Genomic DNA, 26,818 nt, shown 5'->3' with positions numbered 1-26,818 from the left:
GAAACGATCAAACGCACCCCGGCAGGCTGGCGCAGCCATACCCCAACAAAATAAAGACGCCGCAGAGAAAAACGGTGCTACACCGCACCCGCCTGCGGTTTTTGGATCAGGTAATTTTTTCAGTTTTATTTTTCTTCAAACCGTATCGCCAGACCGCGTCATTGCTGGCGGCTTGCGGGAGTTCGCAAACTGAAAACATTGAAAAGAATTTCAGTGTTTTCCAGTTTTCAGGGTTGTAAAAGGATCTCCTTGTAATTTCATAAGTATGTTAAACAAAGTTTTTTAATATTACTCCACCCCTTTGGATCTACTGGAATGAGTACGGGCTCGTCGCGGAAAACGCAAAAGGACAGCAACGGCGTGTGTTACCGGCTGGTTTACAATTCTGGTGCTACTGAAAAATCTGCGCTCTGTTATACTGGTTTTATATGCAGTAGTTATTCTTGCGGGGGGGCAACGAAAGTGAGGAGGGTTTCCATCAATGGCGCAGTTTTTATCTTTCTGACCAGAGATGGGGAGAGAGGTTGGTCATATATGTAACAAAATACGCATTGGCATGAAGTAGCATTGTCTATGAGAAAAGGAAAATGACCTTGTGCGTAGAAGGATGCTGTGAATAATGATTGGAATGTTATGATAAACCTGCCTGATCAGTATTCAGTTCGCCAAAGGTCATCCAATGGACAACCTTTGGAATAATACTTTCTTGTCAGATTTTATTTTTTTTTAAAGCAGATATGCTTTGTGCGGATAAAATTATATTTTCCAGTTCTTCTTGTGCCGATCTTACTAATTTTATAGACTCAGTGCATGTGGCATCTTTTAATTGCAATAGTATTTCATTTAGCTTCTCCATGCTATAACTTGATGATTTTAAATGGTGTTCACAGTCCTGTATTGTCTTTTCTGTTAGTTTTCCCACAGCTAGCAGAGACTTAGACGCTTGAAAATTTGTTTCAGATGTGGCATGTATTTTGTTAGATTGATCATAAGTTGATATTACAAGCTTTTTATTTTCCTCCAAAACATTTCCAATAAGAGCCTCCTCAAAGGCGTACAAAACATATTTACCAATCCTATGGTTTTTATAAGCCGCTTCAAGAGAAGTTATTACTTTATTCGCATGCGCGTAACTATGCCTAGATGTGATTAATTGCTCATAGTTTTTTACAATATCACTACGCATTTTTATGTCATAGTATTTTATTTTTTTATCAAAGTGATTCGAGCTTCCATCAAAATGAACAAGGTATTCAACAAGGGACGTTCTTTTTATCTTGCTGTTTAAGTAGCTATATTTATTTTCTATCTGTCTGGAAAATTTTTCATGAAAAAGATCTGCATAACCGATTAATACTTTTTTAACGCAGTTCTCGTATATGGCTGCTAATGATACAACCAATAAACCAGCGAACTCGCTTCGAATCTCCCTTGTTTCTTTTTTCCCCAAAGGTGCTAACCGATCCAGATCGGCATAAAGCTTATCGATTTTTGATAAATCATCTTTTATGCAGCTTGCTTTCATCTTCCAAAATACTCCCTTGCCAAGCGGAATCTTTCATGAAGTACTACTACGTCTGCTGTAGATATTGACGTATTATTTATGAACAGTTGATCATTCAAAAGGGCTTCATAATTTTGTTTAAGTTTGTCGACAGAAAAATTCGGATTTTCCAGTAAGGCAACCATTATTGAATCCATTACAGCTATGTTCATAACACTTCTGGGTCTAAATGGTTTTTCTATGTTATCAGCGATAGATTTAAAAATGTGAGGTAATCGCTCTTTGAATTTAACGGCTCTCTCGGAATCAAAATTCCTTTCTTCGGACATGTTTTCGTTTAAGAATCGAAGCATTGGCTTTTCATAATTTTGCCAATTTTCAAAAAGAGATAAAATTCTTAAGAGGAATTCAATATCCTTTTGATTCTTCTCGTTTGTTTTAATATTTAGTATTTTTTTCCAATTTTGATCATTATTTAATTCTCTCAGGGCGGTAACTATTTCACCTCTGTAAACAGCATTTCTTATCTCCTGAGGTTTCAACTGAGTTCCGCCTGTGTTTAGTCGCTCAAAAATATGAAATACACTATCATTTCTTTGGCTTGGCTTTAATTGTTTAATGTGAATTGCACGTAATGTTGAATTTCTTATTTTCCTCTGATCTTTCGGTGATAGGTCTGAGAACTTCTTCCCATTATATTCCGAACGTTCTGATAAGCCTTTCAGCTTAAAGAGTTGTCTTTTTCCGTTAACTTCCTCGCCAAAAAAACCTTCCATGAAATATTTAACTGACATTATTCTCTGCTGCCCATCAATTACTTCAAGTAAATCCTCATCATTGACATAAAGGAATATTTGTGGTACAGGTAATCCCATCAAGAAAGACTCAATTAGCCTAGATGCTTGCTCTATTTTCCATACGTATCTTCTTTGATAGAACGGAATAATTATGTCTCCTCTTTCGATCTGTGATGCGAGAAGCTCTAATGTGGGGTCAGCAGGAGATACTGAAATATCGAAGTCTACAAAAGGAATGTCATCTTTTTCTTCTTCTGTTTTTATCCCTTCTTCTGGTTGAGGTACGGCTTCCTGAGTAGAAAGCTCATCTTCAGGGGTGTTAGAAATTTCCATATTTAATCCTTTTAATTATTAACTATTAGAAATAGGGCTGCATTCTTCAAGCTTTGGGTTTGAAATTAGTATCTTTCCTATAACTGGTTTGACCATATAGCATTATCGCATATAAGAGATCAGAATATGGCAATTGTCTGATCTATGATGACTGGCTCTTGCGAGGTGCAGTCTCTTAATCGGCTTTCCAGTTTAGCCTCAATTGAGATTTAACTTCAACAAATGCAGCCACATAATTCTCTTCGTTAACCTGTATAGCAATAGTAGCCACTGCGGCGTTAGGTCGGATGCAAGAGAGCAAACAACTGAACAAGCTGTGATAGTCTGGCTGAACGGGGTTTATAAAACCACAGTGAAGAGGTAGATCCATTGCATGATGATAAAGCTGAAATGAAATTGGGTAGCTTTGTTGGGTTTGAATTAACAGCCAATCGATTATGGGTAACGCTTTTCGCCTTTGTTGGCAACCATCTGTCGCCACTTTGCCGCCATAATCAATAAAAAGGGCTATGTTTTCTCGTAACCACTTGTTTTATTGATGCTGGCGGGAGCTAAAAGCTCGTCTGAAATTCCTACATCCTCAATTGTTCGAAAACGCCAATCGCGGTTTTTCCTTGGGAGGGGGGCGAAAAGGGGGCAGTGACTTCTGAAAACAAAAAAGCCACTTAGATGCAAGTGGCTTTATCGTATGATTTTAAAGCTAAAATTTGGTGGCCCCTGCTGGGTTTGAACCAGCGGCCAAGCGATTATGAGAAGCATGGCTGAAAGTAAGAATATTTGCTCTGTCGACATTTTGTCGCCAGTGATAGTAGCAAGTCATGCTAACTTTATGTTTTATTGATGTTTATTTTTAAGGCAACAAAAAACCCATCAACCTTGAACCGAAATGGCGGGGTTGATGGGCTCCACAAATTGGGGACATCAAAGAAAAGCAGTGGCACTAGTTATGACTAATGCTGAGAAAAAAAGTTCTCCAGGTGTTAATTATTTTTTTAAGTTAGGAGTTATCCTAAGCCCGGCCAGACAATGATTATCAGCGTCCCCGCCAGCGTAAGCAGTACGTTCGCTATCGCATAGGTGCCCGCGTAACCCAGTGCCGGAATGTTACTGCGCGCGGTATCGCTGATAATCTCCATCGCTGGCGCACAGGTACGTGCCCCCATCAGCGCGCCAAACAGCAGTGCGCGGTTCATTTTCAGCACCCAGGCACCGAACAAGAAACAGATCATTACAGGCACCAGGCTGACAATCAGGCCCGCGATCAGCATCTGTCCGCCCACTTCACCCAGGCTGTTACCAATGCCGCTACCGGCGCTTAAGCCGACACCTGCCATAAAGACCATCAGACCAAACTCTTTCACCATATTCAGCGCACCCTGAGGGATGTAGCCAAAAGTCGGGTGGTTGGCGCGCAGAAAGCCGAGCATGATCCCGGCAAACAGCAGGCCCGCCGCGTTGCCAATACCAAAGCTGAAGGTGCTGAACTGAAAAGTGATCATGCCGATCATCAGGCCAACAATAAAGAAAGCGCAGAAGGCGAGCAGGTCCGTGACCTGACTATGAATAGAGATAAAGCCGATGCGGTCAGCGATGGCTTTCACACGACGGGCATCACCACTCACCTGCAAGACATCCCCTTTATTAAGCAGGATGTTGTCGTCAATCGGCATCTCAATCTGGCTGCGGATAACGCGGTTGAGGAAACAGCCATGGTCGGTCAGCTTAATCTGAGCCAGACGGCGCCCCACCACATTGTGGTTTTTCACCACCACCTCTTCGGTGACAATGCGCATGTCGAGCAGGTCGCGGTCGAACACCTCTTTTCCGTTACGGAAACTGGGGTCGAGACGCGCATGCGCATCCGGATAACCAACCAGCGCAATTTCGTCGCCCATTTGCAGTACCGCATCGCCGTCCGGGTTCGCGAGAATACCGTTACGACGAATACGCTCGATATAACAGCCCGTCTGGCGATAAATACCCAGCTCACGCAGATTTTTGCCGTCCGCCCAGGCCACCAGCTCCGGGCCGACGCGATAGGCGCGAATGACCGGCAGATAGACCTTCCGGTTGGTGTCGGTGTCCAGCCCACGCTCACGGGCGATCTGTTGGGCGCTGGTCTGCAGATCCTGATGCTGCAACTTTGGCATATAGCGAGCGCCGACAATCAAACTGACCAGGCCAATAAGGTAGGTCAGGGCGTAGCCGAGGCTTAAGTGATCGAGTGCTTGTGAAAGCTGGGTACTGTCCATACCCGAATGACGTAGCGTATCACCGGCACCCACCAGTACAGGCGTGGACGTCATTGCGCCTGCCAGCATCCCCGCTGTCAGACCAATATCCCAGCCGAACAATTTGCCGAGCCCAAGGGCAATCAACAATGCGCTGCCGACTAATACCAACGCCAGCATCAGGTAATTTTTGCCGTCGCGGAAAAAAATAGAAAAAAAGTTTGGCCCAGCTTCCACTCCTACGCAAAAAATAAACAGCATAAAACCTAAATTGAGGGCATCAGTGTTTATGCTGAAATGTTGCTGACCTAATAATAAGGAAACCACTAAAACGCCAATGGAATTACCGAGTTGTACAGAACCCAGGCGTAATTTCCCCAGACAGAGTCCGAGCGCCAGAACAACAAATAATAACAGTATGTAATTCCCGTTTAACAAATCTGCGACGTTTATATTCACGGAGGCTAACTTCTTGTTTACTTGTAAGCTATTGAAAGAATGGGTTATTTGGGCTACTGTTTTGCGAAGAATCTGAGTTAGAAAAACGCACTAGTGCGTCTTTATTCCCGGCAACACAATAACTGGCCGCTAGTTTAATCGTATTGAATTGCAACGGCTAGTAAGAATCATCTATTCGCGCGGGGGGTTTTCGGCAGGGAGTGCCATAACGCTTTATCTGACCGTTCGTTCATTGCAACGGATGAAGAGTTTGATAGAGAAAAGTCAGGAGGATTGTTTGAAACATAAACGCGGACTTGCAGGCATCATTTGTTGTTTTTTACTTTTCATTGTCGTCTGTTTTTTAGAAGTGACGAATATGAAAGGTGCCTTTCGTGCGTCCGGGCATCCTGAACTGGGGTTGCTGTTTTTTACGTTACCGGGCGCTGTTGCCAGTATTTTTTCACGTCGCCGTAAAGTGATGTTGCCACTGTTTGGCGCGATCCTCGCCGCACCGCTCTGCTTTGTCGTCATGCGTCTGTTTTTTACCCCGGTACGTTCTGTGTGGCAGGAGCTGGCGTGGCTGTTTAGTGCGGTATTCTGGTGTGCGCTGGGCGCGCTCTGTTATCTGTTTATCAGCAGTTTCTTTGGCAACGGGACGCGTTAAGGCCAGCGTCGCCCCGGTTGTTGCCTGTTTACTTTATTCTACCGAACTGTTTACGAACGAACTTATCGAACTCGGTAAAGCTGCCAATGTGTTTTTGATCGACAAAAATTTGCGGCACCGTTTCGATGGGTTTGCCTGCGGCTTGTTCGAGCGCCGCGCGGGTAACACCGTCCGCATGGATATCAACATAGCGCCACTCAAAATTATCCTGTGTTTTGCTGACTTTTTCAGCCAACTCTTTTACGCGTGCGCACTGTGGACAACCTGCGCGACCAAATATCACTGTGTACATGAATCCTCCTTAAACCAGACGGTAAGCAGGGATATAATGCGGCTTTTGCGACCATGCATAAAACAGGTTGTGCCTGTTATGTTAATTTCCGCAACCTTTCAACACATTTTGGCGAGCATTTCCGGCCTGAGTGTTCGCTATAATGGGGGTTTTGTTTCCAGGGAAAACGACCATGACTCCAGTTATCGATCTGCTCCGCGCCCACCGCTCTATCCGCCATTTCACCCAGGAACCCATTACCGCAGCGCAGCGTGAAGCGATTATCGCCGGTGCCCAGGCCGCCTCCAGTTCCAGCTTTTTACAGTGCAGTTCAATTATTCGCGTGACCGACCCGGCGTTACGCCAACAACTGGTTACGCTAACCGGCGGTCAACAACATGTGGCTGAAGCCGCTGAATTTTGGGTGTTTTGCGCCGATTTTAATCGCCATCTGCAAATTTGCCCGCAGGCGCAACTGGGGCTGGCGGAACAACTGCTTCTCGGTGTCGTCGATACGGCCATGATGGCGCAAAATGCCATGACGGCTGCGGAATCACTCGGACTTGGCGGTGTGTATATCGGTGGGATCCGTAACAGCATTGAGGCGGTGACCGAATTACTTCATCTGCCTCAGCATGTTTTGCCACTCTTTGGGCTCTGTCTTGGCTGGCCTGCCGACGATCCGCAGGTGAAGCCGCGTTTACCCGCTGCGCTGGTGGTGCATGAAAACAGCTATCAGCCTGTCGATGCGGACATCCTTGCACAATATGATGCGCAAATTGCCGCGTATTATACGTCGCGAGGCAGCAATACCCGTCAGGATACCTGGAGCGATCATATCCGGCGCACCATTATTAAAGAGAACCGCCCGTTCATCCTCGACTATTTGCATAAACAAGGGTGGGCAGTGCGCTAATTCCCGTTCATCCTGTGTCTCGCTGCGTGTATGATACGCAGGCTTTCTACTCGTCATGCTTCTCGTTGCCAGTGCGTTTGCTATATCACTGGGCGCCCTGGTCATAGCGTTATCTCTGCTGCCGGGGCTAACTGACTTGCCGCCTTCCGGCAACGTGAAAAAGGTAGAGTATTGCCAGTCTATTCAGAGAGGTGCAGGGTGAAAATCGCCATATTGTCCCGGGACGGAACGCTCTATTCATGCAAACGCCTACGCGAAGCTGCCATTGCGCGCGGGCATCTGGTCGAAATTCTCGATCCGCTGTCGTGTTATATGAACATTGACCCCGCGGCGTCTTCGGTCCATTACAAAGGCCGTCAACTTCCCCATTTTGATGCAGTGATCCCGCGAATTGGTTCTGCGATTACCTTTTACGGTACCGCCGCGCTGCGCCAGTTTGAAATGCTGGGTAGCTATCCGCTCAATGAGTCGGTGGCGATTACGCGCGCGCGTGACAAATTGCGTTCTCTGCAACTCCTGGCCCGCCAGGGGATTGATCTGCCGGTGACGGGGATCGCCCATTCACCGGATGACACCAGTGATCTGATTGCCATGGTCGGCGGCGCGCCGCTGGTGGTAAAACTGGTAGAAGGGACACAGGGGATTGGCGTGGTCCTTGCCGAAACACGGCAGGCGGCAGAAAGTGTGATTGACGCTTTTCGCGGCCTGAACGCCCATATTCTGGTTCAGGAATACATTGAGGAAGCGAAGGGACGGGATGTTCGTTGCCTGGTGGTGGGCAACGAGGTTGTCGCGGCGATTGAGCGGCAGGCGAAAGAGGGCGATTTTCGCTCCAACCTGCATCGTGGCGGCGTGGCCAGCGTGGCGACAATCACCCCGCGTGAGCGGGAGATGGCGATTAAAGCCGCACAGACACTCGGTCTGGATGTCGCCGGGGTGGATATCCTTCGTGCCAACCGGGGGCCGCTGGTGATGGAGGTGAATGCGTCGCCTGGGCTTGAAGGTATTGAGAAGACCACAGGGGTGGATATCGCGGGTAAAATGATTGCCTGGATTGAGCGCCATGCCACGCCCGGCTATTGCCTCAAAACCGGCGGGTAGTCGATTTTCCGCGCTACATAATGGTATGCGGCCTGCTTTTTGCGTAAGCTATGGCTCCCATTTTTTCGTCAGAGGTTGTTTTGCGCATGAATTCACTCGTCGCACCTGGTCTGGACACGCTTCGTCAATGGCTTGATGAACTGGGTATCAGTTTCTTCGAATGCGATACCTGCCAGGCGTTACACCTGCCGCATATGCAGAATTTCGACGGGGTATTTGACGCCAAAATCGATCTGATTAACGACGTTGTCCTGTTTACGGCGATGGCGGAAGTGAAGCCTTCCGCCTTGCTGGCACTGGCCGCCGATCTTTCCGCCATCAATGCCAGTTCTTTGACGGTGAAAGCATTTCTTGATATTCAGGATGATAACCTGCCTAAGCTTGTCGTTTGCCAGACATTATCCTCAGGCGCCGGGGTGACGCTCGAACAATTTGCATGGTTCATGCGCCAGAGCGAAGAGCAAATTTCAATGGTGATCCTTGAAGCCCGCGCCCATCAGATGCTGTTTGTTCCCGAAGAAGAAGAGCTCAAAGCTGGCGAAGACGCGCACAATTTTCTTCACTAAACCTGCCTGACATTAGCGCAGTCGCTGCCAGAGCGGCTGCATAATGAATGTTTTAATTCTGCTTTTAACCTTCTTTTAAAGAATTATTCACCGCTATTCCCGCCGTTTCGGCTTATCACATAGACAGAATCTGCATAAAAAATTGATAAAAGGCGTTTTTTAATCTGCCCTATAGCCTCTAACCCTGGCTACAGTTATTCTTGCGGTGCTTTGAAAGCATGCGGCGTCGGCCGAAAGAATTTTCCTCTTCGACCAGTGCAGACTGACAAAATATGCATGAATTTTGCATATCTTAAATGCGTACACTTAGTTCGTATGGTAACGGACTTTCCAGAAGGAATGAGATATGACCGCTTTGAGTAAAAAATGGTTATCAGGTCTTGTTGCGGGTGCATTAATGGCTGTCTCTGCCAGCACACTCGCCGCAGAGCAAAAGACGCTGCATGTGTATAACTGGTCTGACTATATTGCGCCGGATACGGTCGCAAACTTTGAAAAAGAGACCGGGATTAAAGTTGTTTACGACGTGTTCGATTCCAACGAAGTGCTGGAAGGCAAATTGATGGCGGGCAGCACCGGTTTCGACCTGGTGGTGCCTTCTGCAAGCTTCCTTGAGCGCCAGTTAACCGCCGGTGTGTTCCAGCCGCTCGATAAGAGCAAGCTGCCGAACTGGAAGAACATGGACCCGGATGTGCTGAAAATGGTTGCTCAGCATGACCCGGACAACAAATACGCGGTGCCGTACCTGTGGGCCACCACCGGCATTGGCTATAACGTTGATAAAGTCAAAGCGGTATTGGGCGATGTGCCGGTCAACAGTTGGGATCTGGTGCTGAAACCGGAAAACCTCGAAAAACTGAAAAGCTGCGGCGTCTCCTTCCTGGATGCGCCAGAAGAGATTTTCGCGACCGTGCTGAACTACCTGGGTAAAGATCCGAACAGCACCAAAGCGGACGATTACTCCGGCCCGGCAACCGATCTGCTGCTGAAACTGCGTCCGAACATTCGCTACTTCCACTCCTCTCAGTACATTAACGATCTGGCAAATGGCGACATCTGCGTAGCCATCGGCTGGGCGGGCGACGTGTGGCAGGCGGCTAACCGTGCTAAAGAAGCGAAGAACGGCGTGCATGTTAACTACATCATTCCGAAAGAGGGCGCCCTGGCGTTCTTCGATGTCTTCGCCATGCCTGTTGATGCGAAAAACAAAGACGAAGCGTATCAGTTCCTGAATTACCTGATGCGTCCTGACGTTATCGCGCACATCAGTGACCACGTCTTCTATGCTAACGGTAACAAAGAGTCCAAACCGTTGATCAGCGCAGAAGTACGTGACAACCCGGCAATTTATCCGCCGGCGGATGTTTTCGCGAAACTGTATACGCTTAAAGTGCAGGATCAGAAAATTGACCGCGTAAGAACCCGCGCGTGGACAAAAGTAAAAAGCGGCAAATAATCAATCACCTGAACAGTGATTGCGTTGCACCAGGGCGGTGCAATTGCCCTAAACCTGGACAGAGGTCATCGGCCTCTGTCCGGTCATTTGTAGACAACTAGCTGGTACTGGTTGAGTTTTTTTGCCGGAGAGCACTTGAGTGAATGACGCTATCCCCCGCCCACAGGCGAAAACCCGTAAGGATTTAACGCCTCTGCTTGAAATCCGCAATCTGACCAAATCGTTTGACGGCCAGCACGCCGTTGATGACGTCAGTCTGACCATTTATAAAGGCGAAATCTTCGCGCTGCTGGGTGCATCTGGTTGCGGCAAATCAACGCTGCTGCGAATGCTGGCAGGCTTTGAACAGCCAACGACCGGGCAAATTATGCTCGATGGTGTCGATCTGGCGCATGTGCCGCCTTATCTGCGTCCTATCAATATGATGTTTCAGTCCTATGCCTTGTTCCCGCATATGACCGTTGAACAGAACATCGCGTTTGGCCTCAAGCAGGACAGGCTGCCCAAAGCGGAAATCGCCAGCCGTGTTGCGGAGATGCTGAGTCTTGTGCACATGCAGGAGTTCGCTAAGCGTAAACCGCATCAGCTTTCTGGCGGTCAGCGTCAGCGTGTCGCATTGGCCCGTAGTCTGGCAAAACGCCCGAAACTCCTGCTGCTTGATGAGCCGATGGGTGCGCTGGATAAGAAACTGCGTGACCGTATGCAACTGGAAGTGGTGGACATTCTGGAGCGCGTTGGCGTGACCTGCGTTATGGTCACCCACGATCAGGAAGAAGCCATGACCATGGCCGGACGTATCGCCATTATGAACCGCGGTAAGTTTGTGCAAATTGGCGAACCTGAAGAGATTTATGAACACCCGACCACCCGCTACAGCGCCGAATTTATCGGCTCGGTTAACGTGTTCGAAGGCCTGCTTAAAGCGCGTGAGGACGACGGTCTGGTGATTGATTCGCCGGGGCTGGTTCATCCGCTGAAAGTGGACCCGGATGCCTCTGTTGTGGATAACGTGCCGGTCTATGTTGCGCTGCGCCCGGAGAAAATCATGCTCTGCGAAGAGCCGCCTGCTGACGGTTATAACTTCGCGGTGGGTGAGGTGGTGCATATTGCCTACCTTGGCGATCTGTCGATTTACCACGTTCGTCTGCAAAGCGGGCAAATGATCAGTGCGCAGTTGCAGAACGAGCACCGCTATCGTAAAGGTACCCCGACATGGGGCGACGAAGTTCGCCTGTGCTGGGATGCCGACAGTTGTGTGGTTCTGACGGTTTAAGGAGCGGTGATGAGTACACTTGAACCACCGACCCGCGTCGAAAAACCGGGCGGTTTTAACCTGTGGTTGGCGCGTTTTCAGATGAAGCACGGGCGCAAGTTCGTTATCGCGCTGCCCTATATCTGGTTGATCTTACTGTTTTTACTGCCGTTCCTGATAGTCTTCAAAATCAGTCTGGCAGAGATGGCGCGCGCGATCCCGCCCTATACGGATCTGGTGGAGTGGGCCGATAATCAGCTCACCATTTCGCTCAACATCAATAACTTCCTGCAACTGACCGACGATCCGCTCTATTTTGAAGCGTATCTCCAGTCATTACAGGTCGCGGCGGTGTCGACGATCTGCTGTCTGGTTCTGGGGTATCCGCTGGCCTGGGCCGTTGCGCACAGTAAGCCATCAACGCGTAATATTCTGCTGTTGCTGGTTATTTTGCCTTCATGGACCTCTTTCCTGATTCGCGTCTATGCCTGGATGGGGATTCTGAAAAGTAACGGCGTGCTGAATAATTTCCTGATGTGGCTGGGGATTATCGATCAGCCGCTGACGATTTTGCACACCAACCTGGCGGTGTATATCGGTATTGTTTATGCCTATTTGCCGTTTATGGTGCTGCCTATCTACACCGCGCTGACGCGTATTGACTACTCGCTGGTTGAAGCGTCGCTGGATCTGGGCGCGCGCCCGCTGAAAACCTTCTTTAGCGTGATCGTGCCGTTGACCAAAGGGGGTATTATCGCAGGCTCCATGCTGGTGTTTATCCCGGCGGTGGGTGAGTTCGTGATCCCGGAACTGCTCGGTGGCCCGGACAGCATCATGATTGGTCGCGTCCTGTGGCAGGAGTTCTTTAATAACCGCGACTGGCCGGTGGCCTCGGCGGTGGCGATTATTATGCTGCTGCTGCTGATCGTGCCAATCATGTGGTTCCATAAACATCAGCAGAAACAGATGGGAGACAACGCATGAATAACTTGCCGGTAGTGCGTTCCCCGTGGCGTATTTTGATTCTGGTGCTGGGGTTCACGTTCCTCTATGCGCCGATGCTGATGCTGGTCATCTATTCCTTTAACAGCTCCAAACTGGTGACGGTGTGGGCCGGCTGGTCAACGCGCTGGTATAGCGAGTTGTTCCATGATGACGCCATGATGAGCGCGGTGGGCCTGAGTCTGACCATTGCCGCCTGCGCCGCGACGATGGCGGCGATCCTCGGTACGATTGCGGCAGTGGTGATGGTGCGCTTTGGCCGTTTCCGTGGCGCCAACGGTTTTGCGTTTATGATTACCGCGCCGTTGGTGATGCCGGATGTGATCACCGGGCTGTCGCTGTTGCTGCTGTTTGTTGCCCTTGGCCATGCGATTGGCTGGCCATCGGATCGTGGCATGCTCACCATCTGGCTGGCGCATGTGACCTTCTGTACGGCTTATGTCGCGGTGGTTATATCCTCACGTCTGCGTGAACTCGACAGGTCAATTGAGGAGGCGGCGATGGATCTTGGCGCGACGCCGCTGAAAGTGTTCTTTGTTATTACGCTACCGATGATCATGCCAGCGATTATCTCTGGCTGGCTGCTGGCGTTTACCCTCTCTCTTGACGATCTGGTTATCGCCAGCTTCGTTTCCGGCCCGGGGGCGACAACGCTGCCGATGCTGGTCTTCTCGAGCGTACGTATGGGGGTGAACCCGGAGATCAACGCCCTGGCGAGCCTGATACTGGGTGTCGTGGGGATTGTTGGTTTAATCGCCTGGTATCTGATGGCGCGCGCGGAAAAGCAGCGAGTGCGCGATATCCAGCGTGCAAGACAGGGACAATGATTCTAGAATCTTAAACGTTGTGTCACGGATGCCGCGCTTGTCGCGGCATTTTTCACAGGGAATATTGCACATTGGGATTCTTTACTAAAGCGCATCAGTCTCACGCACGTCCGAATGTACCCGCACTGGTACAAGTGGCGGCTATCGCCATTATTCTTATCCGCTGTGTGGATGTCTTCATGCTCTGCAATGTGCTGGGCATACGGGGAATGATCGACTTCGTGGTACGCAGCGCGCAAACCTGGAGCCTGACGCTGATTTTCTTCGGCAGCCTGGTGCTGGTCTTTGTTGAAATCCTCTGTGCTTTTTCCGTGGTGAAGGGGCGAAACTGGGCGCGCTGGCTGTATCTGTTGACGCAAATTATTGCCACCGGTTATCTGTGGGCGGCATCGCTGGGGTATGGATATCCTGAGCTGTTCAGTATTGCCGGCGAATCAAAACGTGAGATTTTCCGTACGCTAATGATGCAGAAAATGCCCGACCTGCTGGTACTCTTCCTGTTGTTTGTCCCTTCTCCCAGCCGACGCTTTTTCCGTCTGCAATAACGGGGTACAATCGCCGCCCCGCAATTAAGAAGGTTTTATTATGCAGTGCGCACTCTTTGACGCCAGGCGCTGTCACTCCTGTCAGTGGATTGAACAACCGACTGGCGACCAACTCTGTGCAAAAATGACCGATCTCCGCACCTTGCTGGCGGATTTGCCGGTGACAGAATGGTGCGCGCCGGTTAGCGGCCCGGAACAGGGGTTTCGTAATAAAGCCAAGATGGTGGTGAGCGGCAGCGTGGAGAAACCGCTGCTCGGCATGTTGCATCGCGACGGTACCCCCGAAGATTTGACCGATTGCCCGCTTTATCCCGCCTCGTTTCAGGCGGTTTTCGCCGTCCTTAAACCTTTTATCGCCCGTGCGGGCTTAACGCCCTACAACGTGGCGCGTAAACGCGGTGAGCTGAAATACCTGCTATTAACCGAAAGCCAGCATACGGGCGGCATGATGCTGCGTTTTGTGCTGCGTTCACAGGCCAAGCTTGAGCAGCTTCGTGCCGCGCTGCCGTGGTTACAGGCGCAATTGCCGCAGCTTCGCGTCATTTCAGTCAATATCCAGCCGGTGCACATGGCCATTATGGAAGGGGAGACGGAAATCTTCCTGACTGAGCAGCAGGCGCTGGCGGAAAATTTCAACGGCGTGCCGTTGTGGATCCGCCCGCAGAGTTTCTTTCAAACCAATCCGGTTGTCGCCAGTGCGCTGTACGCTACGGCGCGTGAGTGGGTAAGGGCGCTGCCGGTACGCCATATGTGGGATCTGTTTTGCGGTGTCGGCGGTTTTGGTCTGCATTGTGCAACCCCGGGGATGACGCTCACCGGTATCGAAATCGCCCCGGAGGCGATTGCCTGCGCGAAGCAGTCTGCGGCTGAGCTGGGGCTGACCGATTTGCACTTTCAGGCGCTGGACTCCACCCGGTTCGCGACCGCCCAGACGGATGCGCCACAACTGGTGCTGGTAAACCCGCCGCGTCGTGGAATTGGCCAGGCGCTTTGCGATTATCTGAGTCGGATGGCGCCGCCGTATATCGTCTATTCAAGCTGTAATGCCCGCACGATGGCGGCAGACTTACACGCGCTGGAGGGCTATCGCGTGGAGCGTGTACAACTGTTTGATATGTTCCCCCACACGGCGCATTACGAAGTGCTGACACTGCTGGTGAAATGTTCTACGGTTTAAGGCATTCGCTCATCAGGGACACTGACCATGCGTATGCCATCTCGTTACTTATTCCCTCTTAAACCTGCCGCACCGGGTTCCGGTGTGGTGGCGTTCGTCGTTCTGTTTGCGCTGTTGGCTGGGGTTCTTTACGGCGCTTATCGCCTGTTGCGTGACTTTGTGAGCACGGGGAATCCTTTTATTTTTGCCGTTGCGCTGTTTGTGGTGCTGTTGAGCGTTTCCGGGATTGTCGACAGCCGCAAGCGGCGCGCAAGGCTCCTGGCACTGGCGCAGGCGCGTCAGGGCGAAAGCATTTGCCAGTTTGCGCGCGCATTTCCTCGGCGGGATGTGGACGCCTGGGTGATCCGCGCTGTCTGGGAAACCGTGATGGCGTGGGGTGTGCGTGACCTGGTGCGGCTGAATTTCCCCCTGCGGGCGGACGACAGTCTGGCACTTTTTGCTTTAGACGATGACGAAGAGCTTTTCGATGCGCTCTCTGATGCGGCGACAAGGGCCGGGCGTACACTGGAAAATCATGAGCACAACCCGTTTTTTCCCCTCATCACGCTGCGTGATATGGTCATGGCGTTGAATGCGCAGCCCATGACGCCAGAGCGGCAACAAAAAAGAGACGTCGTTCTGGATTAGGGTAAACAGTGGGCACAGCCCGGCCAGTGACCCCGGCAATACTGTCCGGGGTGCTGGCGGGGAGATTATTTGTCCATGCCGTCCGATTTTTTCTTCATCATGTCGTCGTCTTTGCCCATGGTCCCTTTTTTCGCCATGTCGCCGTGTTTCATCGTGCTCTCTTTTTTTGTCATCCCGTCATGTTTCATCGGCGCCTTTTTCTTCATCATGGTGCTGTCGTCCTGCTTTTTCATACCGTCCTGGCTCATCGCGTCGGCGGCATGGGCGTTAGCCACCCCAAAGGCACAGAGGGTGGCGAGGGTGAGAATCATCTTTTTCATCGTGGTTTCCTTGCAAGGTGAGAGGGGGTGTCACCTGACTCTCTTGCCTGACTCCGGAAAGTGTGGGTGACAGGCCGCAGCTTACGCCTGGACCGGTCACGACTTCCTCACGGAAATATAAATTATTTGTGATAACTCAATGCGCGACTATTGGGTAAGCTAATAAAGAGAAAGGCAACCGGAACGGGCTATGGAAATCGCAAAAAAAATACTGCTGGTCGAAGATGATCGGGATATTGCTGGCCTGCTGCGGCTTAATTTGCAGGACGAGGGCTACCAGATTGTGCATGAAGAGGATGGGGCGCGTGCGCTCGCCCAGCTTGAAAAGACCGACTGGGATGCGGTGATCCTCGATCTGATGCTGCCGAATGTCGATGGGCTGGAGATTTGCCGCCGCATCCGCCAGATGACCCGCTATCTTCCGGTCATTATCATCAGCGCCCGAACCAGTGAGACACATCGGGTTCTGGGGCTGGAAATGGGGGCGGATGATTATCTGGCGAAGCCATTTTCGATACTGGAACTGGTGGCGAGGGTGAAGGCGCTGTTTCGTCGCCAGGAGGCGATGGGACGCAACCTGCGTCTTGATATGGGCAGTATTGCCTGTCACGGTTTAACCATCGACCCGCTTCCCCGCGAGGTGCGCCTGCGCGGCGAGTTGATTGATCTGACGCCGCGCGAGTTCGATCTGCTCTACTGGTTTGCCCGTCACCCCGGTGAGGTCTTCTCGCGCCTGGCGCTGCTCGATCAGGTGTGGGGATATCAGCATGAAGGCTATGAGCACACAGTTAATACCCATATCAACCGTCTACGTATGAAGATTGAAAAGGATGCCGCCGCGCCGGAAATTATTCTGACCGTCTGGGGGAAAGGCTATAAATTTGCCGTTTCGGAGCCTGAGGGGGAATGATGCGTCGTTTAAGTCTGACTCAGCGCCTGACGCTGCTCTTCACCGTGCTGCTCTTGCTCTGCGCCGCCGCAGCCTGCAGCGTTCAGCTCTACAGTAGCACCCGCTACGGCGATGCGATGGTGCAACGGCTTTCTGCGGGTCTTGCTCAGCAAATTGCCAGCAGTGAGCCGCTGCTTGATTCCCAGGGCAAAGTGAATCGCCAGACGCTGAAATCGCTGTTTGACCGCCTGATGACGCTCAACCCCAGCGTCGAGCTGTATATGATCTCCCCGGAAGGCGACTTGCTGGCCGATGCCGCGCCGCCGGGGCATCTTCGTCGCGAGCATATCGATGTTGCCCCGTTGCAGCACTTTCTATCCGGCGCGGCCTGGCCGGTCTACGGCGACGATCCGCGCAGTGTCGACAAACAAAAAGTCTTTAGCGTGTCGCCGATTCGCCTCGATGGTCAGCTGCGGGGTTATCTCTACATTATTTTGCAGGGTGAGAACCTGAACGCACTGGCGGATACTGCCTGGCAAAAAGCGCTGTGGAGCGCATTGCTGTGGTCGTTGCTGTTAGTGGCGGTGTTTGGCGCACTGGCAGGCGGTCTTACCTGGTGGTGGGTGACGCGTCCGGTGAAAAAGTTGACCCGCGAGGTGCAGGGGCTGGAGCAGGATAGCATCAGCGCCATCAAGCAACTGGCGTTGCGTGCGCCGGATCCTGAGGCAGGAAATGAAGTCGCGGTCCTGGAAAACGCCTTTATTGAGCTTTCCCGGCAGATAGCCAGCCAGTGGGATCAATTGGCAGACAATGACCGACAGCGACGGGAGTTTGTCGCCAATATTTCGCACGATTTACGTACCCCGCTGACCTCATTACTCGGCTATCTGGAAACCCTTTCGGTGAAGGCTGGGCATTTAACGCCGGAAGAGTCGAAGCATTATCTGAGCATCGCCCTGCGCCAGGGAAACAAAGTCCGGCACCTGTCTCAACAGCTCTTTGAACTGGCGCGGCTGGAACATGGTGGCATCAAACCGCAGCCGGAACCCTTCTCAATGGCGGAACTTTTGCAGGATGTGGCACAAAAATTCGATCTGATGGCGGAAACGCGCGACATCCGATTACTGCTGGAGTTGCCCACCAACCTGCCGCTGGTGTATGCCGATTTGTCGATGATGGAACGGGTGCTCACCAATTTGCTGGATAATGCGGTGCGTCATACGCCCAACGGTGGGAAGATTTATCTGCGCGCCCGTCAGCAGGATGACCAGCTTATGGTTGAGGTTGAGGACAACGGGTCCGGTGTACCGGGTGCGCTGCGGGCTACGTTGTTCCAGCGCCCGTCGGTGCTGGACAAGGCCAGTGCGGGAGAGTCGCGCGGCGGGCTGGGGCTGATGATTGTCCGGCGTATGCTGCAACTGCACGGTGGCGATATCCGGCTGGTGGATGCGCAACCGGGGTCGTGTTTCCGCTTTACGCTGCCGTTTCAGGGAGCGTGAGAGCATAAAAAAAGCCGCGTCACGCGGCTTTTTCTCTTCAATTCCGCTTACTGCGGGAACCACTGATCGCTGATTTTCTGGTAAGTGCCGTCAGCTTTGATGGCCGCCAGGGCCGCGTTCAGTTTTTCCAGCAGGGCTTTGTTATCCGGGCGTACCGCGATACCAAGGCCTGTGCCGAAATACTGCGGATCGGTCACTTTCGGAGTCGCAACACCCAGTTGCGGGTTGGTTTTCAGCCACTCGTTGACCACCGCGGTATCACCGAACACGCCATCGATACGGCCATTTTTCAGGTCGATAATCGCGTTCTGGTAGCTGTCATAAGCTACGGTTTTCACTTCCGGATGTTTGTCCTGCAGGTATTTCTGGTGCGTGGTGCCGTTTTCCATACCGATACGTTTGCCTTTCAGGTCATCGAAGGTTTTATACGCATCTTTTTTGGCGATAACCACGGCGGAGTTGGCGTAGTACGGCTCGGTGAAGGAGACCTGTTTGCTGCGCTCAGGCGTGATATCCATGCCGGAGATAACCGCGTCATATTTTTTGAATTTCAGGGACGGGATCAGGCTGTCAAAGGCATGGTTGGTGAAAGTACACTCTGCTTTCATCTGGGTACAGAGCGCGTTTGCCAGGTCGATATCAAAGCCCACAATCTTGTTATTCGCATCCATGGATTCAAACGGCGGGTAGGTAGCAGAGACACCGAAATTAATTTTATCCGCGGCGGTTGCGCCAGCAGCGAAAGAGGCAAGTAATGCGGCCAGAATCAGTTTTTTCATTTTTGGAGCTCCTGTCTGTCAATCTTATTGTTTTGCGGTTGCCGTGTCTGAGGCATGGGGCTAACAATGCCATTTAATGAATTTATATGCAATATATTTGATTAGTTATTTTATTTTTCACATAAAAAAAGCGAGCGATTAATAAGTTGCTCGCTTTGCTGGTTACTATTTATGCATTTTGTATGGTTTTAGTTGCGACGCTCAAAGGCCAGCGCTTTACGCTCAATCAGACGCATCATCAGGGTCAACAGACCGTTAACGATAAGATAAATCGCCCCGGCAGCACCAAATACCATCACATCGTAGGTGCGTCCGTACAGCAACTGGCCGTGCCCCATCACTTCCATCAGCGTAATGGTATAGGCCAGCGATGTACTCTTGAACACCAGCACCACTTCGTTCGAATAGGACGATAAGGCGCGTTTGAATGCATACGGCAACAGAATCGCCAGCGTGTCTTTCTTGCTCATCCCCAGCGCGCTACAGGACTGCCACTGGCCTTGCGGAATGGCGCGGATCGCCCCGTAAAACAGCAGCGTGGTATAGGCCGCGCTGTTCAGGGAGAGCGCCAGCAAGGCACACAGCCAGGGTTCCGACAGCAGGTGCCAGATAACCGGATATTCCTGCAGCACCGGGAACTGGCCCGGACCGTAGTAAATCAGGAAGATCTGCACCAGCAGCGGGGTACCGGTAAACAGCGTGATATAGCCACGGACTATCCACGACAGAACGGGCGTCTTTAGCGTCAGCACAATGGTAAAGAGCAACGACAGAACCAACGCGGCAATCAGCGACGCCACGGTGAGCGTCAGGCTGGTGTGCAGGCCTTTCAGCAGCTCGGGTAAGTACTCAAGCATCAGTCTGGTCTCCGTTCAAAGCGTGTTGCGCGCAGATCGATACGCTTAAGGATCCACTGACTGAGCAGGGTGACCACCAGATAAATCGCTGCCGCCACAATGTACCAGGTAAAGGGTTCCTGGGTACGGGTGGCGATACTTTTGGTTTGCAACATCAGGTCATTAACGCTGATAAGCGATACCAGCGCGGTATCTTTCAACAGTACCAGCCACTGGTTGCCAAGGCCCGGCAACGCGTGACGCCACATTTGCGGCATGACCAGACGGAAGAAAATGGCGCTTTTTGACAGCCCCAGCGCCTGGCCCGATTCCCACTGACCTTGCGGTACCGCTTTTAACGCGCCACGTAAGGTCTGTGACGCGTAGGCGGAGTACAGCAATGACAGGGCGATCACGCCGCAGAAGAACGGGCTGACATCAAAGTTCTCGATCTGCACCTGTATCGGGAGTTGCACGAACCCCAGATTGAGGGTGAAACCGTCAGAAAGAATTAACAGTAGCTGTGATGAGCCGAAATAGATAAACAGCACGACCAGAATTTCTGGTAAGCCGCGCAAAATAGTGACCAGCGCCGAGCCAGCCCACGCAACGGGACGCCATTTGGCTGACTCCCATACCGCAAAAATCATCGCCAGAACCAGGCCGATGATCAGTGCGCAAACGGCAAGGCCGACGGTCATCCCGGCGGCGCTTGCTAATGGAAAAATTTCATTCATCAAGGATTACTTCTGGAACCATTTGTTGTAGATGGTTTCGTAGGTGCCATCTTTCTTCACTTTTTCCAGCGCAGTGTTGAATTTCTGCTGCAACTCGGTGTTGCCCTGACGAACGGCGATACCCAGGCCCGTGCCGAAGTACTCTTTATCGGTCACTTTGTCGCCAACGGCAGCCAGTTTATCGTTCGATTTCAACCATTCGGTAACAACTGCGGTGTCACCGAATACGGCATCGATACGGCCATTCTGCAGATCCAGCTTAGCATTCTGATAGCTGTCGTACGGAACAGTGGTGATTTCCGGGTGCTTATCGTTGATGAATTTCTGGTGAGTAGTGCCGTTCTGCACGCCCACTTTCTTGCCTTTCAGGGCATCAATGCTGGTGTATTTACCGGTTTGACCCACGAACAGCGCGGAGTTGTCATAGTACGGAGTGGTAAACAGAACCTGTTTCTCACGCTCCGGGGTGATGTCCATACCGGCCATTACCGCGTCGAAACGACGGAATTTCAGGCTGGGGATCAGGCTATCGAACGCCTGGTTGGTGAAGGTACAGGTGGCATCAATCTCTTTACACAGCGCGTTTGCCAGGTCCACATCGAAACCAACGATTTTGTTGTTGGCGTCGGTAGATTCAAACGGAGGGTAGCTTGCTTCGGTGGCGAAACGGATAGTCTGTGCTGCGGAAGCAGAGAGGCTGACGCTTGCAAGTAGCGCGGCGATCAATACTTTTTTCATTGTCATTTCCCCGAGAACTCAGTGAGATAAATAATATTTAAACGCGTCGGTCTGCGGCGAAGCAAAGCAGCTCGCATCCCCTTGTTCGATAATATGACCGTTTTCCATATAGACCACGCGGCTGGCGGTTTTGCGCGCCACTTCCACTTCATGGGTCACGATAACCTGCGTAATGCCGGTTTCTGCCAGTTCACGGATGATGCTGACGATTTGCGCGGTAATTTCCGGGTCCAGCGCGGCTGTCGGTTCATCAAACAGCAGAACCTGCGGCTCCATCATCAGGGCGCGGGCAATCGCCACACGCTGCTGTTGGCCGCCGGAAAGATGCAGCGGATAACGATCGCTGTAGGGCTTAAGACGTAAACGTTCCAGCAGTTTGTCCGCACGGGCGAGCGCCTCATCTTTACTCAGGCCCAGCACGCGGCACGGGGCTTCAATCAGGTTCTGGGCTACCGTTAAGTGCGGCCAAAGATTGTATTGCTGAAACACCATACCCACGTTCTGACGCAAATCGCGAATCGCTTTGTCAGAAGGGGCTTTGGCAAAATCGAAGTGATTGCCTGCGATGCTTAACTGACCGGAGCGCGGCATCTCAAGCAGGTTCAATACGCGTAATAATGAGCTCTTACCCGCGCCACTCGGGCCAAGCAGCACAAGTGTTTCACCGTGCGGGCAGTCAAGCGTAATGTCAAAGAGCGCCTGGTGCGCACCATAGAAGCAGTTAATGCCGTTTAATTTTATACTCATCGAGGCAATCTAATAGCAATTGAGGCCGCAAATAGTAACGTTCGCAGAATAGTTATGCAATATTTGTGCGTTAAAACTTAAATATAAACCGCATTCACACATAAAGTTAGCACAAAATACCGGGGCGTGATGGAAGCAGGCATAAATGTCGGCATTCGCGCTCGAATGCCAGACATTTTGCGGGGATTAATGCATATTTCCCACTTTCATGGGCATCTTGTTAGCGATGCTCAACAGACTGGCGCAATGTCCCGGCCGGAGCATGCGCCGCGCCACCGAGGTAGCGTACATCGTCCACAGCCCAGCACTGACCTTCACGGATCATCAGCACTTCATCCTGCCAGCTTTGGGAGCCCTGAGTCAGGGTGACCCGCAGTGGAATGTTTCGCGCATCGGTGTTCGGGATCGTTGAGGCGCTGGCAACGCTCGCTTTCTCTGGCATGACGGTTCTGCTGGAGAAGGGATCGGATTTCAGGAGCGTGGTATTGCGATTATCTTTACTGGCCGCGGTGAGCGAAGCCGCCAGATCGTCGCTCAGGTACGGACGCAGTGCGGAAAAATCATTACTGCGGTGCTCAATGCGATAATCGTAAAATTGTTGTGCAACAGTATCGGGACCGCCTTCGATACAAGGGCCGCTGCGGGTTCCGATATCCTTAAACGCTGGTGTAACCGTGGTACAGGCGCTGAGCAGCAGCGCGCACGGTAAAACGAGAGTCAAAGCAGAGTAGCGCATATTGATTTCCTTATTTTCTCTTCGGATATAACCACCTTTCAAGAATAGTGTATTGCTCCGATAATGTGCTTTATAACGCACTGAGTATCAAAAGGAGACGCTGATGCAATTTTCAACAACACCCACCCTCGAAGGCCAGCCGATTGTCGAATACTGCGGCGTCGTCACCGGCGAAGCGATTCTGGGGGCCAATATTTTTCGCGACTTTTTCGCCGGTATTCGCGACATCGTGGGGGGCCGTTCAGGCGCGTATGAAAAAGAGCTGCGCAAGGCGCGTGAAATTGCGTTTCGCGAGATGGGCGAGCAGGCAAAAGCGCTGGGCGCGAATGCCGTTGTGGGTATCGATATCGATTACGAAACGGTGGGCAAAGACAGCAGCATGCTGATGGTGAGTGTGAGCGGTACGGCGGTGAAAACACGCTGATGAGCCGCTTTTTATCCTTACTGTTGTTAGCGCTGCTTCTGGTGGGTTGTGCGGGTGAGAAGGGGATCGTCGATAAAGACGGTTACCAGCTTGATACCCGCCGTCAGGCGCAGGCGGCGTATCCGCGTATCAAAGTGCTGGTGGTGCACTACACGGCGGATGACTTTGATGTTTCGCTGGCGACGCTCACCGATAAGCAGGTGAGTTCGCACTATTTGATTCCGGCGCACCCGCCTGTCCATCACGGTAAGCCGCGTATCTGGCAACTGGTGCCGGAAAGTGAGCTGGCCTGGCATGCGGGGATCAGCTACTGGCGCAACGCCACGCGAATCAATGATACCTCTATCGGTATTGAGCTGGAAAACCGTGGCTGGCAAAACGTGGCAGGGGTGAAGCGATTTACCCCCTTTGAGCCTGAACAGATTGCCGCGCTGGTTCCGCTGATGAAAGACATTGTCAGTCGTTATCACATCCAGCCACAGAACGTGGTGGCGCATTCGGATATCGCCCCGCAGCGCAAAGATGATCCGGGGCCACTTTTCCCGTGGCGTGAACTGGCGTCACAGGGGATAGGGGCATGGCCGGATGCCTCGCGTGTGGCATTCTATCTGAATGGTCGCGCGCCGTATGAAGCGGTAGAGACGGCCTCACTGCTCGATCTGCTGGCGCGCTACGGTTATGAGGTCAAACCGGAGATGAGCGCCGCCCAGCAGAAAAGGGTGATTATGGCCTTCCAGATGCATTTCCGCCCGGCATTATGGAATGGCATAGCCGATGCGGAAAGCCAGGCGATTGCCGAGGCACTGCTGGAAAAATATGGTCAGGGATGAGGACGCTTGAGGGAAGGGCCGTTTAGCGCGGCAACTTCCCGTGATCCCGCAGCCAGTAAGCCGTGCGGGCAATGCCCTCATCGACAGAGACAATAGGCTCATATCCCAGCTCGTCCTTCGCTCTTTGGATATCCAGCGTGAAATCGAAGTTCAGCTTGGATACCCCATAATGGGTGAGCGAAGGCTCTTTCGCTGATTTGTCGCCGAAACGTTCCATGCTGCGTGCGATCATATCCAGCATCGCATAAGGCACCGAGCGGATGCGGCAGTCCATCCCTAAATCGTCAATTAATTTTTGCACGATGCTACGCAGGGTGCGCGGCTCGCCGTTGGTGATGTTGTACGTTCGCCCGGACGGCAGCGCATCACAAACGGGCTGGCTTGCCAGCCACATCGCATGCACCGCGTTTTCATAGTAGGTCATATCGACCAGCGCTTGCCCACCGCGCGGCAGTAAGATGCTGCGGTAGTGGTGCATCATCTGCGCCAGGCGGGGGATAAAGACTTTATCGTGCGGCCCGAACAGACTCTGCGGGCGTAAAACTGTAAAACGGGTATTGGGGTTGGCCTGCGCAAGCAGTTGAATCACCTCTTCGCTGGCGGCTTTACTACGGGCGAACTCGTTAGCTAAGCGCGCCGGACGGAAATCCTCACGAATGTCGTGATGGTGGTGATAATCGAAATAGAGTGATGGCGATGAAATATGAATGAAGTTACGCACGCCCCAGGCCACGGCCCATTCGCCGAGGCGGCGGGTTGCCCGGACGTTCGCCAGGTCAAAGGCTGCCTGTGTACCCCAGGGAGAGGTAAAACTGGAACAGTGCCACAGGGTGTCCACCCCGGCGAGCATCACTTTGGCCTGCGAAGAGACCAGCTCGGTCAGATCGGCGTGAATAAACTCAGCGCCCATTTTTGTCAGCAACTCGCCCATGGCTTTGTTGCGGCCCGTTGCGCGTACGCTAATGCCTTTTTGACGCAAATATTCGACGGCGTTTCGGCCTAAACCGCTGGTTGCGCCTGTGACCAGAACCTTCATAGCAATCCACTATAGTGACCCGCAATCATTGCGTGCGCATTCTTCCGTGAAACAGGGCGGTATGCAATGGGAAACATGAAAGAATAATGTCTGAATTTACTTTTTTTCTGCGTTTTGTTCTGCCAGTCGCGCAATTCGCCGCGCCATGCCCCGAAAAATAAACAGATGCGCGGGGATCATCAGCAGCCAGTAGAGCAGCCCTGGCATACCGTGCGGATGCCACCAGGCGCGCACATCCAGCAGACGGTATTGACCTTTGTCGGTGAGGGTAAAGCTCAGGCGACCCAGCCCCGGCGCTTTCATCCCGAACAGCAGTGCTAATTGCTTTTGCGGCTCGGCGATGATCACTTTCCAGCTATCAACCTGGTCGCCTGGCTGCAAAAACGGACGCTGCGGACGGCCTTTCGCCAGACGATGGCCGATCAGATGATCCAGCGCGGCGCGGGTTTGCCAGAGAACATTGCCAAAAAAGTAACGCTCTTTACCGCCGATCTGATTAACCACCTCCCACAGCGCCTCCAGACTGGCGGCAGTTTCAACGGTGAAGCCTGCCTGTTTGGGGAAATAGCCGTATTGCGGACGCCAGCGTGCAAATGCCTGCGGGGAATATCCCCAGTCGCTGGAATTCACCAGTTTCTCTTCTTCGCGAAGCGTACGACGAACCGCTTCGTCGAAAGTGATCAGCGGTTGGGGGATGAGCTGGCGAAGGGGGCCATCGTCAGCCAGCAGATCGTGCTTTAACCCCTGAATCAGCGCGCGCGCAATAGTCGGCGGCACGGACGTGATGACCTGTAAAAACCAGACCGAGATAAGCCGGGTGGGCAGAGGGACAGGGATCATCGGACGGGTAACGCCACTGACCGTCATAAAGTGTTCAAACTGTTGCTGGTAACTCAGCGTTTCCGGGCCGGCAGCCTCAAAAACGCGGTGCTCTTGCGACGGATGATGGCGTAACTCCAGCAGGTAGTGGAGCAGATTCTCCAGCGCAATGGGAGTGGTACGTGAACGCACCCACAGCGGCGGCGTCAGCACCGGCAGGTTATAAACCATATCGCGCATCACTTCAAACGCGGCCGAGCCTGCGCCAATAATAATCCCGGCGCGCAATTCCGTAACAGGAACCCCCGCGTCGCGCAGGATATCGCCGGTGAGCTGGCGGGCAATCAGATGGCTGGAGTCACTGGATCCTTTGGCCTGCAGTGAGCTGAGAAAAATCACCTGCCGGACCGGACATTGCCGCAGCGTATCGCGCACGTTGAGGGCAATTTGTCGCTCCTGGGCGATAAAGTCGCCGCTCTCGCCCATGCTATGCACCAGGAAGTAGAGGGTATCGATCCCCTGAAACAGCGCCGGGAGATTGTCTGGCCAGATAAGATCCATTTCATGGCAACTTACCCCCGGCAACTGCTGTTTTTGCAGGCGAGTAAGATGGCGTGCCACAGCGAGAATCTCATGACCCTGCTGACTTAACGCCTGGATCAGGTGCTGACCAATGTAGCCACTGGCCCCGAGCACCAGAATTCGTTGCGGCACACCC

Annotated in this window: 28 protein-coding genes; 15 read left to right on the top strand and 13 right to left on the bottom strand. The window is 52.1% G+C overall.

Annotated features, from left to right (window positions below; translation table 11 throughout):
• Nucleotides 1-709 precede the first annotated feature (709 nt).
• From MRY16398_RS19795 to MRY16398_RS19785, 3 genes are all read right to left on the bottom strand, one after another.
• Nucleotides 710-1,525, bottom strand: coding sequence for a HEPN domain-containing protein (locus MRY16398_RS19795; RefSeq protein ID WP_125125056.1), 816 nt, complete (start codon nucleotides 1,523-1,525; stop codon nucleotides 710-712).
• On the bottom strand, nucleotides 1,522-2,634 hold the full coding sequence (locus MRY16398_RS19790; protein ID WP_125125055.1) for a GmrSD restriction endonuclease domain-containing protein: 1,113 nt from the start codon (nucleotides 2,632-2,634) through the stop codon (nucleotides 1,522-1,524). Before MRY16398_RS19790 ends, MRY16398_RS19795 begins: the two co-directional genes overlap by 4 nt.
• A 1,004-nt stretch (nucleotides 2,635-3,638) precedes the next feature.
• On the bottom strand, nucleotides 3,639-5,324 hold the full coding sequence (locus tag MRY16398_RS19785; RefSeq protein ID WP_039078489.1) for an aspartate:alanine antiporter: 1,686 nt from the start codon (nucleotides 5,322-5,324) through the stop codon (nucleotides 3,639-3,641).
• Nucleotides 5,325-5,601: 277 nt separating this feature from the next.
• Here MRY16398_RS19785 and MRY16398_RS19780 point away from each other — a divergent pair, with 277 nt between their 5' ends.
• Nucleotides 5,602-5,970 (top strand): inner membrane protein YbjM, encoded by a 369-nt coding sequence (locus MRY16398_RS19780; protein WP_071196063.1) that lies wholly within the window; start codon nucleotides 5,602-5,604, stop codon nucleotides 5,968-5,970.
• Nucleotides 5,971-5,998: 28 nt separating this feature from the next.
• Here MRY16398_RS19780 and MRY16398_RS19775 read toward each other — a convergent pair whose 3' ends face one another.
• Nucleotides 5,999-6,262: a GrxA family glutaredoxin gene (locus MRY16398_RS19775; RefSeq protein ID WP_039078491.1), complete on the bottom strand. Its 264-nt coding sequence runs from the start codon at nucleotides 6,260-6,262 to the stop codon at nucleotides 5,999-6,001.
• 172 nt (nucleotides 6,263-6,434) lie between these two features.
• On the opposite strand from MRY16398_RS19775, the gene nfsA reads away from it, so the two are divergent.
• The 10 genes from nfsA to MRY16398_RS19725 all read left to right on the top strand — a co-directional run bounded on the left by nfsA (nucleotide 6,435) and on the right by MRY16398_RS19725 (nucleotide 15,710).
• Nucleotides 6,435-7,157 (top strand): oxygen-insensitive NADPH nitroreductase, encoded by a 723-nt coding sequence (gene nfsA / locus MRY16398_RS19770; RefSeq protein WP_079498315.1) that lies wholly within the window; start codon nucleotides 6,435-6,437, stop codon nucleotides 7,155-7,157.
• 198 nt (nucleotides 7,158-7,355) lie between these two features.
• Nucleotides 7,356-8,258, top strand: coding sequence for a 30S ribosomal protein S6--L-glutamate ligase (gene rimK, locus MRY16398_RS19765; protein WP_039078493.1), 903 nt, complete (start codon nucleotides 7,356-7,358; stop codon nucleotides 8,256-8,258).
• Between the two features lie 86 nt (nucleotides 8,259-8,344).
• Nucleotides 8,345-8,824 carry a type III secretion system chaperone family protein gene (locus MRY16398_RS19760; RefSeq protein WP_039078494.1) on the top strand — a complete coding sequence of 160 codons (480 nt, stop codon included), beginning with the start codon at nucleotides 8,345-8,347 and terminating at the stop codon, nucleotides 8,822-8,824.
• A gap of 346 nt (nucleotides 8,825-9,170) precedes the next feature.
• On the top strand, nucleotides 9,171-10,280 hold the full coding sequence (gene potF / locus MRY16398_RS19755; RefSeq protein ID WP_125125054.1) for a spermidine/putrescine ABC transporter substrate-binding protein PotF: 1,110 nt from the start codon (nucleotides 9,171-9,173) through the stop codon (nucleotides 10,278-10,280).
• Nucleotides 10,281-10,419: 139 nt separating this feature from the next.
• A complete protein-coding gene (gene potG, locus MRY16398_RS19750; protein ID WP_039078496.1) occupies nucleotides 10,420-11,553 on the top strand; it encodes a putrescine ABC transporter ATP-binding subunit PotG in 1,134 nt (377 codons plus the stop codon).
• A 9-nt stretch (nucleotides 11,554-11,562) separates the two neighbouring features.
• The gene (potH, locus tag MRY16398_RS19745; protein WP_039078497.1) at nucleotides 11,563-12,516 is read left to right on the top strand and encodes a putrescine ABC transporter permease PotH; all 954 of its coding nucleotides are present in this window, start codon (nucleotides 11,563-11,565) and stop codon (nucleotides 12,514-12,516) included.
• Nucleotides 12,513-13,361: a putrescine ABC transporter permease PotI gene (gene potI, locus MRY16398_RS19740; RefSeq protein WP_079498317.1), complete on the top strand. Its 849-nt coding sequence runs from the start codon at nucleotides 12,513-12,515 to the stop codon at nucleotides 13,359-13,361. The genes potH and potI overlap by 4 nt, the downstream gene beginning before the upstream one ends.
• Nucleotides 13,362-13,432: 71 nt before the next feature.
• Nucleotides 13,433-13,906: a YbjO family protein gene (locus MRY16398_RS19735; protein WP_039078499.1), complete on the top strand. Its 474-nt coding sequence runs from the start codon at nucleotides 13,433-13,435 to the stop codon at nucleotides 13,904-13,906.
• Nucleotides 13,907-13,946: 40 nt separating this feature from the next.
• Complete coding sequence (gene rlmC / locus MRY16398_RS19730; protein ID WP_125125053.1) at nucleotides 13,947-15,083, top strand: 23S rRNA (uracil(747)-C(5))-methyltransferase RlmC; 1,137 nt, start codon at nucleotides 13,947-13,949, stop codon at nucleotides 15,081-15,083.
• A 27-nt stretch (nucleotides 15,084-15,110) separates the two neighbouring features.
• Nucleotides 15,111-15,710: a hypothetical protein gene (locus MRY16398_RS19725; protein ID WP_125125052.1), complete on the top strand. Its 600-nt coding sequence runs from the start codon at nucleotides 15,111-15,113 to the stop codon at nucleotides 15,708-15,710.
• A 65-nt stretch (nucleotides 15,711-15,775) separates the two neighbouring features.
• Here the strand turns inward: MRY16398_RS19725 and MRY16398_RS19720 are convergent, their stop codons facing one another.
• Nucleotides 15,776-16,030, bottom strand: a complete 255-nt coding sequence (locus MRY16398_RS19720) for a hypothetical protein (RefSeq protein WP_039078502.1) — start codon at nucleotides 16,028-16,030, stop codon at nucleotides 15,776-15,778.
• 196 nt (nucleotides 16,031-16,226) lie between these two features.
• Between MRY16398_RS19720 and MRY16398_RS19715 the strand changes: the two genes are divergently transcribed.
• Nucleotides 16,227-16,940 (top strand): response regulator transcription factor, encoded by a 714-nt coding sequence (locus tag MRY16398_RS19715; protein WP_125125708.1) that lies wholly within the window; start codon nucleotides 16,227-16,229, stop codon nucleotides 16,938-16,940.
• Nucleotides 16,937-18,418 (top strand): sensor histidine kinase, encoded by a 1,482-nt coding sequence (locus MRY16398_RS19710; protein WP_110295651.1) that lies wholly within the window; start codon nucleotides 16,937-16,939, stop codon nucleotides 18,416-18,418. The genes MRY16398_RS19715 and MRY16398_RS19710 overlap by 4 nt, the downstream gene beginning before the upstream one ends.
• Nucleotides 18,419-18,465: 47 nt before the next feature.
• Here MRY16398_RS19710 and artJ read toward each other — a convergent pair whose 3' ends face one another.
• The 6 genes from artJ to MRY16398_RS19680 all read right to left on the bottom strand — a co-directional run bounded on the left by artJ (nucleotide 18,466) and on the right by MRY16398_RS19680 (nucleotide 22,991).
• Entirely contained in the window at nucleotides 18,466-19,197 is a 732-nt protein-coding gene (gene artJ / locus MRY16398_RS19705) for an arginine ABC transporter substrate-binding protein ArtJ (protein WP_039078505.1), read from the bottom strand.
• 188 nt (nucleotides 19,198-19,385) lie between these two features.
• Entirely contained in the window at nucleotides 19,386-20,054 is a 669-nt protein-coding gene (gene artM, locus MRY16398_RS19700; RefSeq protein WP_039078506.1) for an arginine ABC transporter permease ArtM, read from the bottom strand.
• Nucleotides 20,054-20,770: an arginine ABC transporter permease ArtQ gene (gene artQ / locus MRY16398_RS19695; RefSeq protein ID WP_039078507.1), complete on the bottom strand. Its 717-nt coding sequence runs from the start codon at nucleotides 20,768-20,770 to the stop codon at nucleotides 20,054-20,056. The genes artM and artQ overlap by 1 nt, the downstream gene beginning before the upstream one ends.
• A gap of 6 nt (nucleotides 20,771-20,776) precedes the next feature.
• On the bottom strand, nucleotides 20,777-21,508 hold the full coding sequence (gene artI / locus MRY16398_RS19690) for an arginine ABC transporter substrate-binding protein ArtI (RefSeq protein WP_071196069.1): 732 nt from the start codon (nucleotides 21,506-21,508) through the stop codon (nucleotides 20,777-20,779).
• A gap of 18 nt (nucleotides 21,509-21,526) precedes the next feature.
• Nucleotides 21,527-22,255: an arginine ABC transporter ATP-binding protein ArtP gene (gene artP, locus MRY16398_RS19685; RefSeq protein WP_125125051.1), complete on the bottom strand. Its 729-nt coding sequence runs from the start codon at nucleotides 22,253-22,255 to the stop codon at nucleotides 21,527-21,529.
• 220 nt (nucleotides 22,256-22,475) lie between these two features.
• On the bottom strand, nucleotides 22,476-22,991 hold the full coding sequence (locus MRY16398_RS19680; RefSeq protein ID WP_071196070.1) for a lipoprotein: 516 nt from the start codon (nucleotides 22,989-22,991) through the stop codon (nucleotides 22,476-22,478).
• Nucleotides 22,992-23,094: 103 nt separating this feature from the next.
• Between MRY16398_RS19680 and MRY16398_RS19675 the strand changes: the two genes are divergently transcribed.
• On the top strand, nucleotides 23,095-23,415 hold the full coding sequence (locus MRY16398_RS19675; protein ID WP_039078511.1) for a heavy metal-binding domain-containing protein: 321 nt from the start codon (nucleotides 23,095-23,097) through the stop codon (nucleotides 23,413-23,415).
• Complete coding sequence (locus MRY16398_RS19670; protein WP_125125050.1) at nucleotides 23,415-24,245, top strand: N-acetylmuramoyl-L-alanine amidase; 831 nt, start codon at nucleotides 23,415-23,417, stop codon at nucleotides 24,243-24,245. Before MRY16398_RS19675 ends, MRY16398_RS19670 begins: the two co-directional genes overlap by 1 nt.
• 22 nt (nucleotides 24,246-24,267) lie before the next feature.
• Here MRY16398_RS19670 and MRY16398_RS19665 read toward each other — a convergent pair whose 3' ends face one another.
• Nucleotides 24,268-25,281 (bottom strand): NAD-dependent epimerase/dehydratase family protein, encoded by a 1,014-nt coding sequence (locus MRY16398_RS19665; RefSeq protein WP_107222898.1) that lies wholly within the window; start codon nucleotides 25,279-25,281, stop codon nucleotides 24,268-24,270.
• Nucleotides 25,282-25,377: 96 nt separating this feature from the next.
• The gene (locus tag MRY16398_RS19660) at nucleotides 25,378-26,814 is read right to left on the bottom strand and encodes an SDR family oxidoreductase (protein ID WP_125125049.1); all 1,437 of its coding nucleotides are present in this window, start codon (nucleotides 26,812-26,814) and stop codon (nucleotides 25,378-25,380) included.
• Nucleotides 26,815-26,818 lie beyond the last annotated feature (4 nt).

The organism is Phytobacter sp. MRY16-398 (assembly GCF_003925915.1).
Lineage (GTDB): Bacteria > Pseudomonadota > Gammaproteobacteria > Enterobacterales > Enterobacteriaceae > Phytobacter > Phytobacter diazotrophicus.
Note: the sequence above shows the minus strand (reverse complement) of the source record. Positions and strands in the feature narration are given on the sequence as shown.

Excerpts from the sequence above, each read along its gene's own strand:
- MRY16398_RS19795 (WP_125125056.1), bottom strand. The coding sequence starts at position 1,525 with ATGAAAGCAAGCTGCATAAAAGATGATTTATCAAAAATCGATAAGCTT.
- MRY16398_RS19790 (WP_125125055.1), bottom strand. The coding sequence starts at position 2,634 with ATGGAAATTTCTAACACCCCTGAAGATGAGCTTTCTACTCAGGAAGCC.
- MRY16398_RS19775 (WP_039078491.1), bottom strand. The coding sequence starts at position 6,262 with ATGTACACAGTGATATTTGGTCGCGCAGGTTGTCCACAGTGCGCACGC.
- nfsA (WP_079498315.1), top strand. The coding sequence starts at position 6,435 with ATGACTCCAGTTATCGATCTGCTCCGCGCCCACCGCTCTATCCGCCAT.
- MRY16398_RS19760 (WP_039078494.1), top strand. The coding sequence starts at position 8,345 with ATGAATTCACTCGTCGCACCTGGTCTGGACACGCTTCGTCAATGGCTT.
- potF (WP_125125054.1), top strand. The coding sequence starts at position 9,171 with ATGACCGCTTTGAGTAAAAAATGGTTATCAGGTCTTGTTGCGGGTGCA.
- potH (WP_039078497.1), top strand. The coding sequence starts at position 11,563 with ATGAGTACACTTGAACCACCGACCCGCGTCGAAAAACCGGGCGGTTTT.
- potI (WP_079498317.1), top strand. The coding sequence starts at position 12,513 with ATGAATAACTTGCCGGTAGTGCGTTCCCCGTGGCGTATTTTGATTCTG.
- rlmC (WP_125125053.1), top strand. The coding sequence starts at position 13,947 with ATGCAGTGCGCACTCTTTGACGCCAGGCGCTGTCACTCCTGTCAGTGG.
- MRY16398_RS19725 (WP_125125052.1), top strand. The coding sequence starts at position 15,111 with ATGCGTATGCCATCTCGTTACTTATTCCCTCTTAAACCTGCCGCACCG.
- MRY16398_RS19720 (WP_039078502.1), bottom strand. The coding sequence starts at position 16,030 with ATGAAAAAGATGATTCTCACCCTCGCCACCCTCTGTGCCTTTGGGGTG.
- MRY16398_RS19710 (WP_110295651.1), top strand. The coding sequence starts at position 16,937 with ATGATGCGTCGTTTAAGTCTGACTCAGCGCCTGACGCTGCTCTTCACC.
- artJ (WP_039078505.1), bottom strand. The coding sequence starts at position 19,197 with ATGAAAAAACTGATTCTGGCCGCATTACTTGCCTCTTTCGCTGCTGGC.
- artM (WP_039078506.1), bottom strand. The coding sequence starts at position 20,054 with ATGCTTGAGTACTTACCCGAGCTGCTGAAAGGCCTGCACACCAGCCTG.
- artQ (WP_039078507.1), bottom strand. The coding sequence starts at position 20,770 with ATGAATGAAATTTTTCCATTAGCAAGCGCCGCCGGGATGACCGTCGGC.
- artI (WP_071196069.1), bottom strand. The coding sequence starts at position 21,508 with ATGAAAAAAGTATTGATCGCCGCGCTACTTGCAAGCGTCAGCCTCTCT.
- artP (WP_125125051.1), bottom strand. The coding sequence starts at position 22,255 with ATGAGTATAAAATTAAACGGCATTAACTGCTTCTATGGTGCGCACCAG.
- MRY16398_RS19680 (WP_071196070.1), bottom strand. The coding sequence starts at position 22,991 with ATGCGCTACTCTGCTTTGACTCTCGTTTTACCGTGCGCGCTGCTGCTC.
- MRY16398_RS19675 (WP_039078511.1), top strand. The coding sequence starts at position 23,095 with ATGCAATTTTCAACAACACCCACCCTCGAAGGCCAGCCGATTGTCGAA.
- MRY16398_RS19670 (WP_125125050.1), top strand. The coding sequence starts at position 23,415 with ATGAGCCGCTTTTTATCCTTACTGTTGTTAGCGCTGCTTCTGGTGGGT.
- MRY16398_RS19665 (WP_107222898.1), bottom strand. The coding sequence starts at position 25,281 with ATGAAGGTTCTGGTCACAGGCGCAACCAGCGGTTTAGGCCGAAACGCC.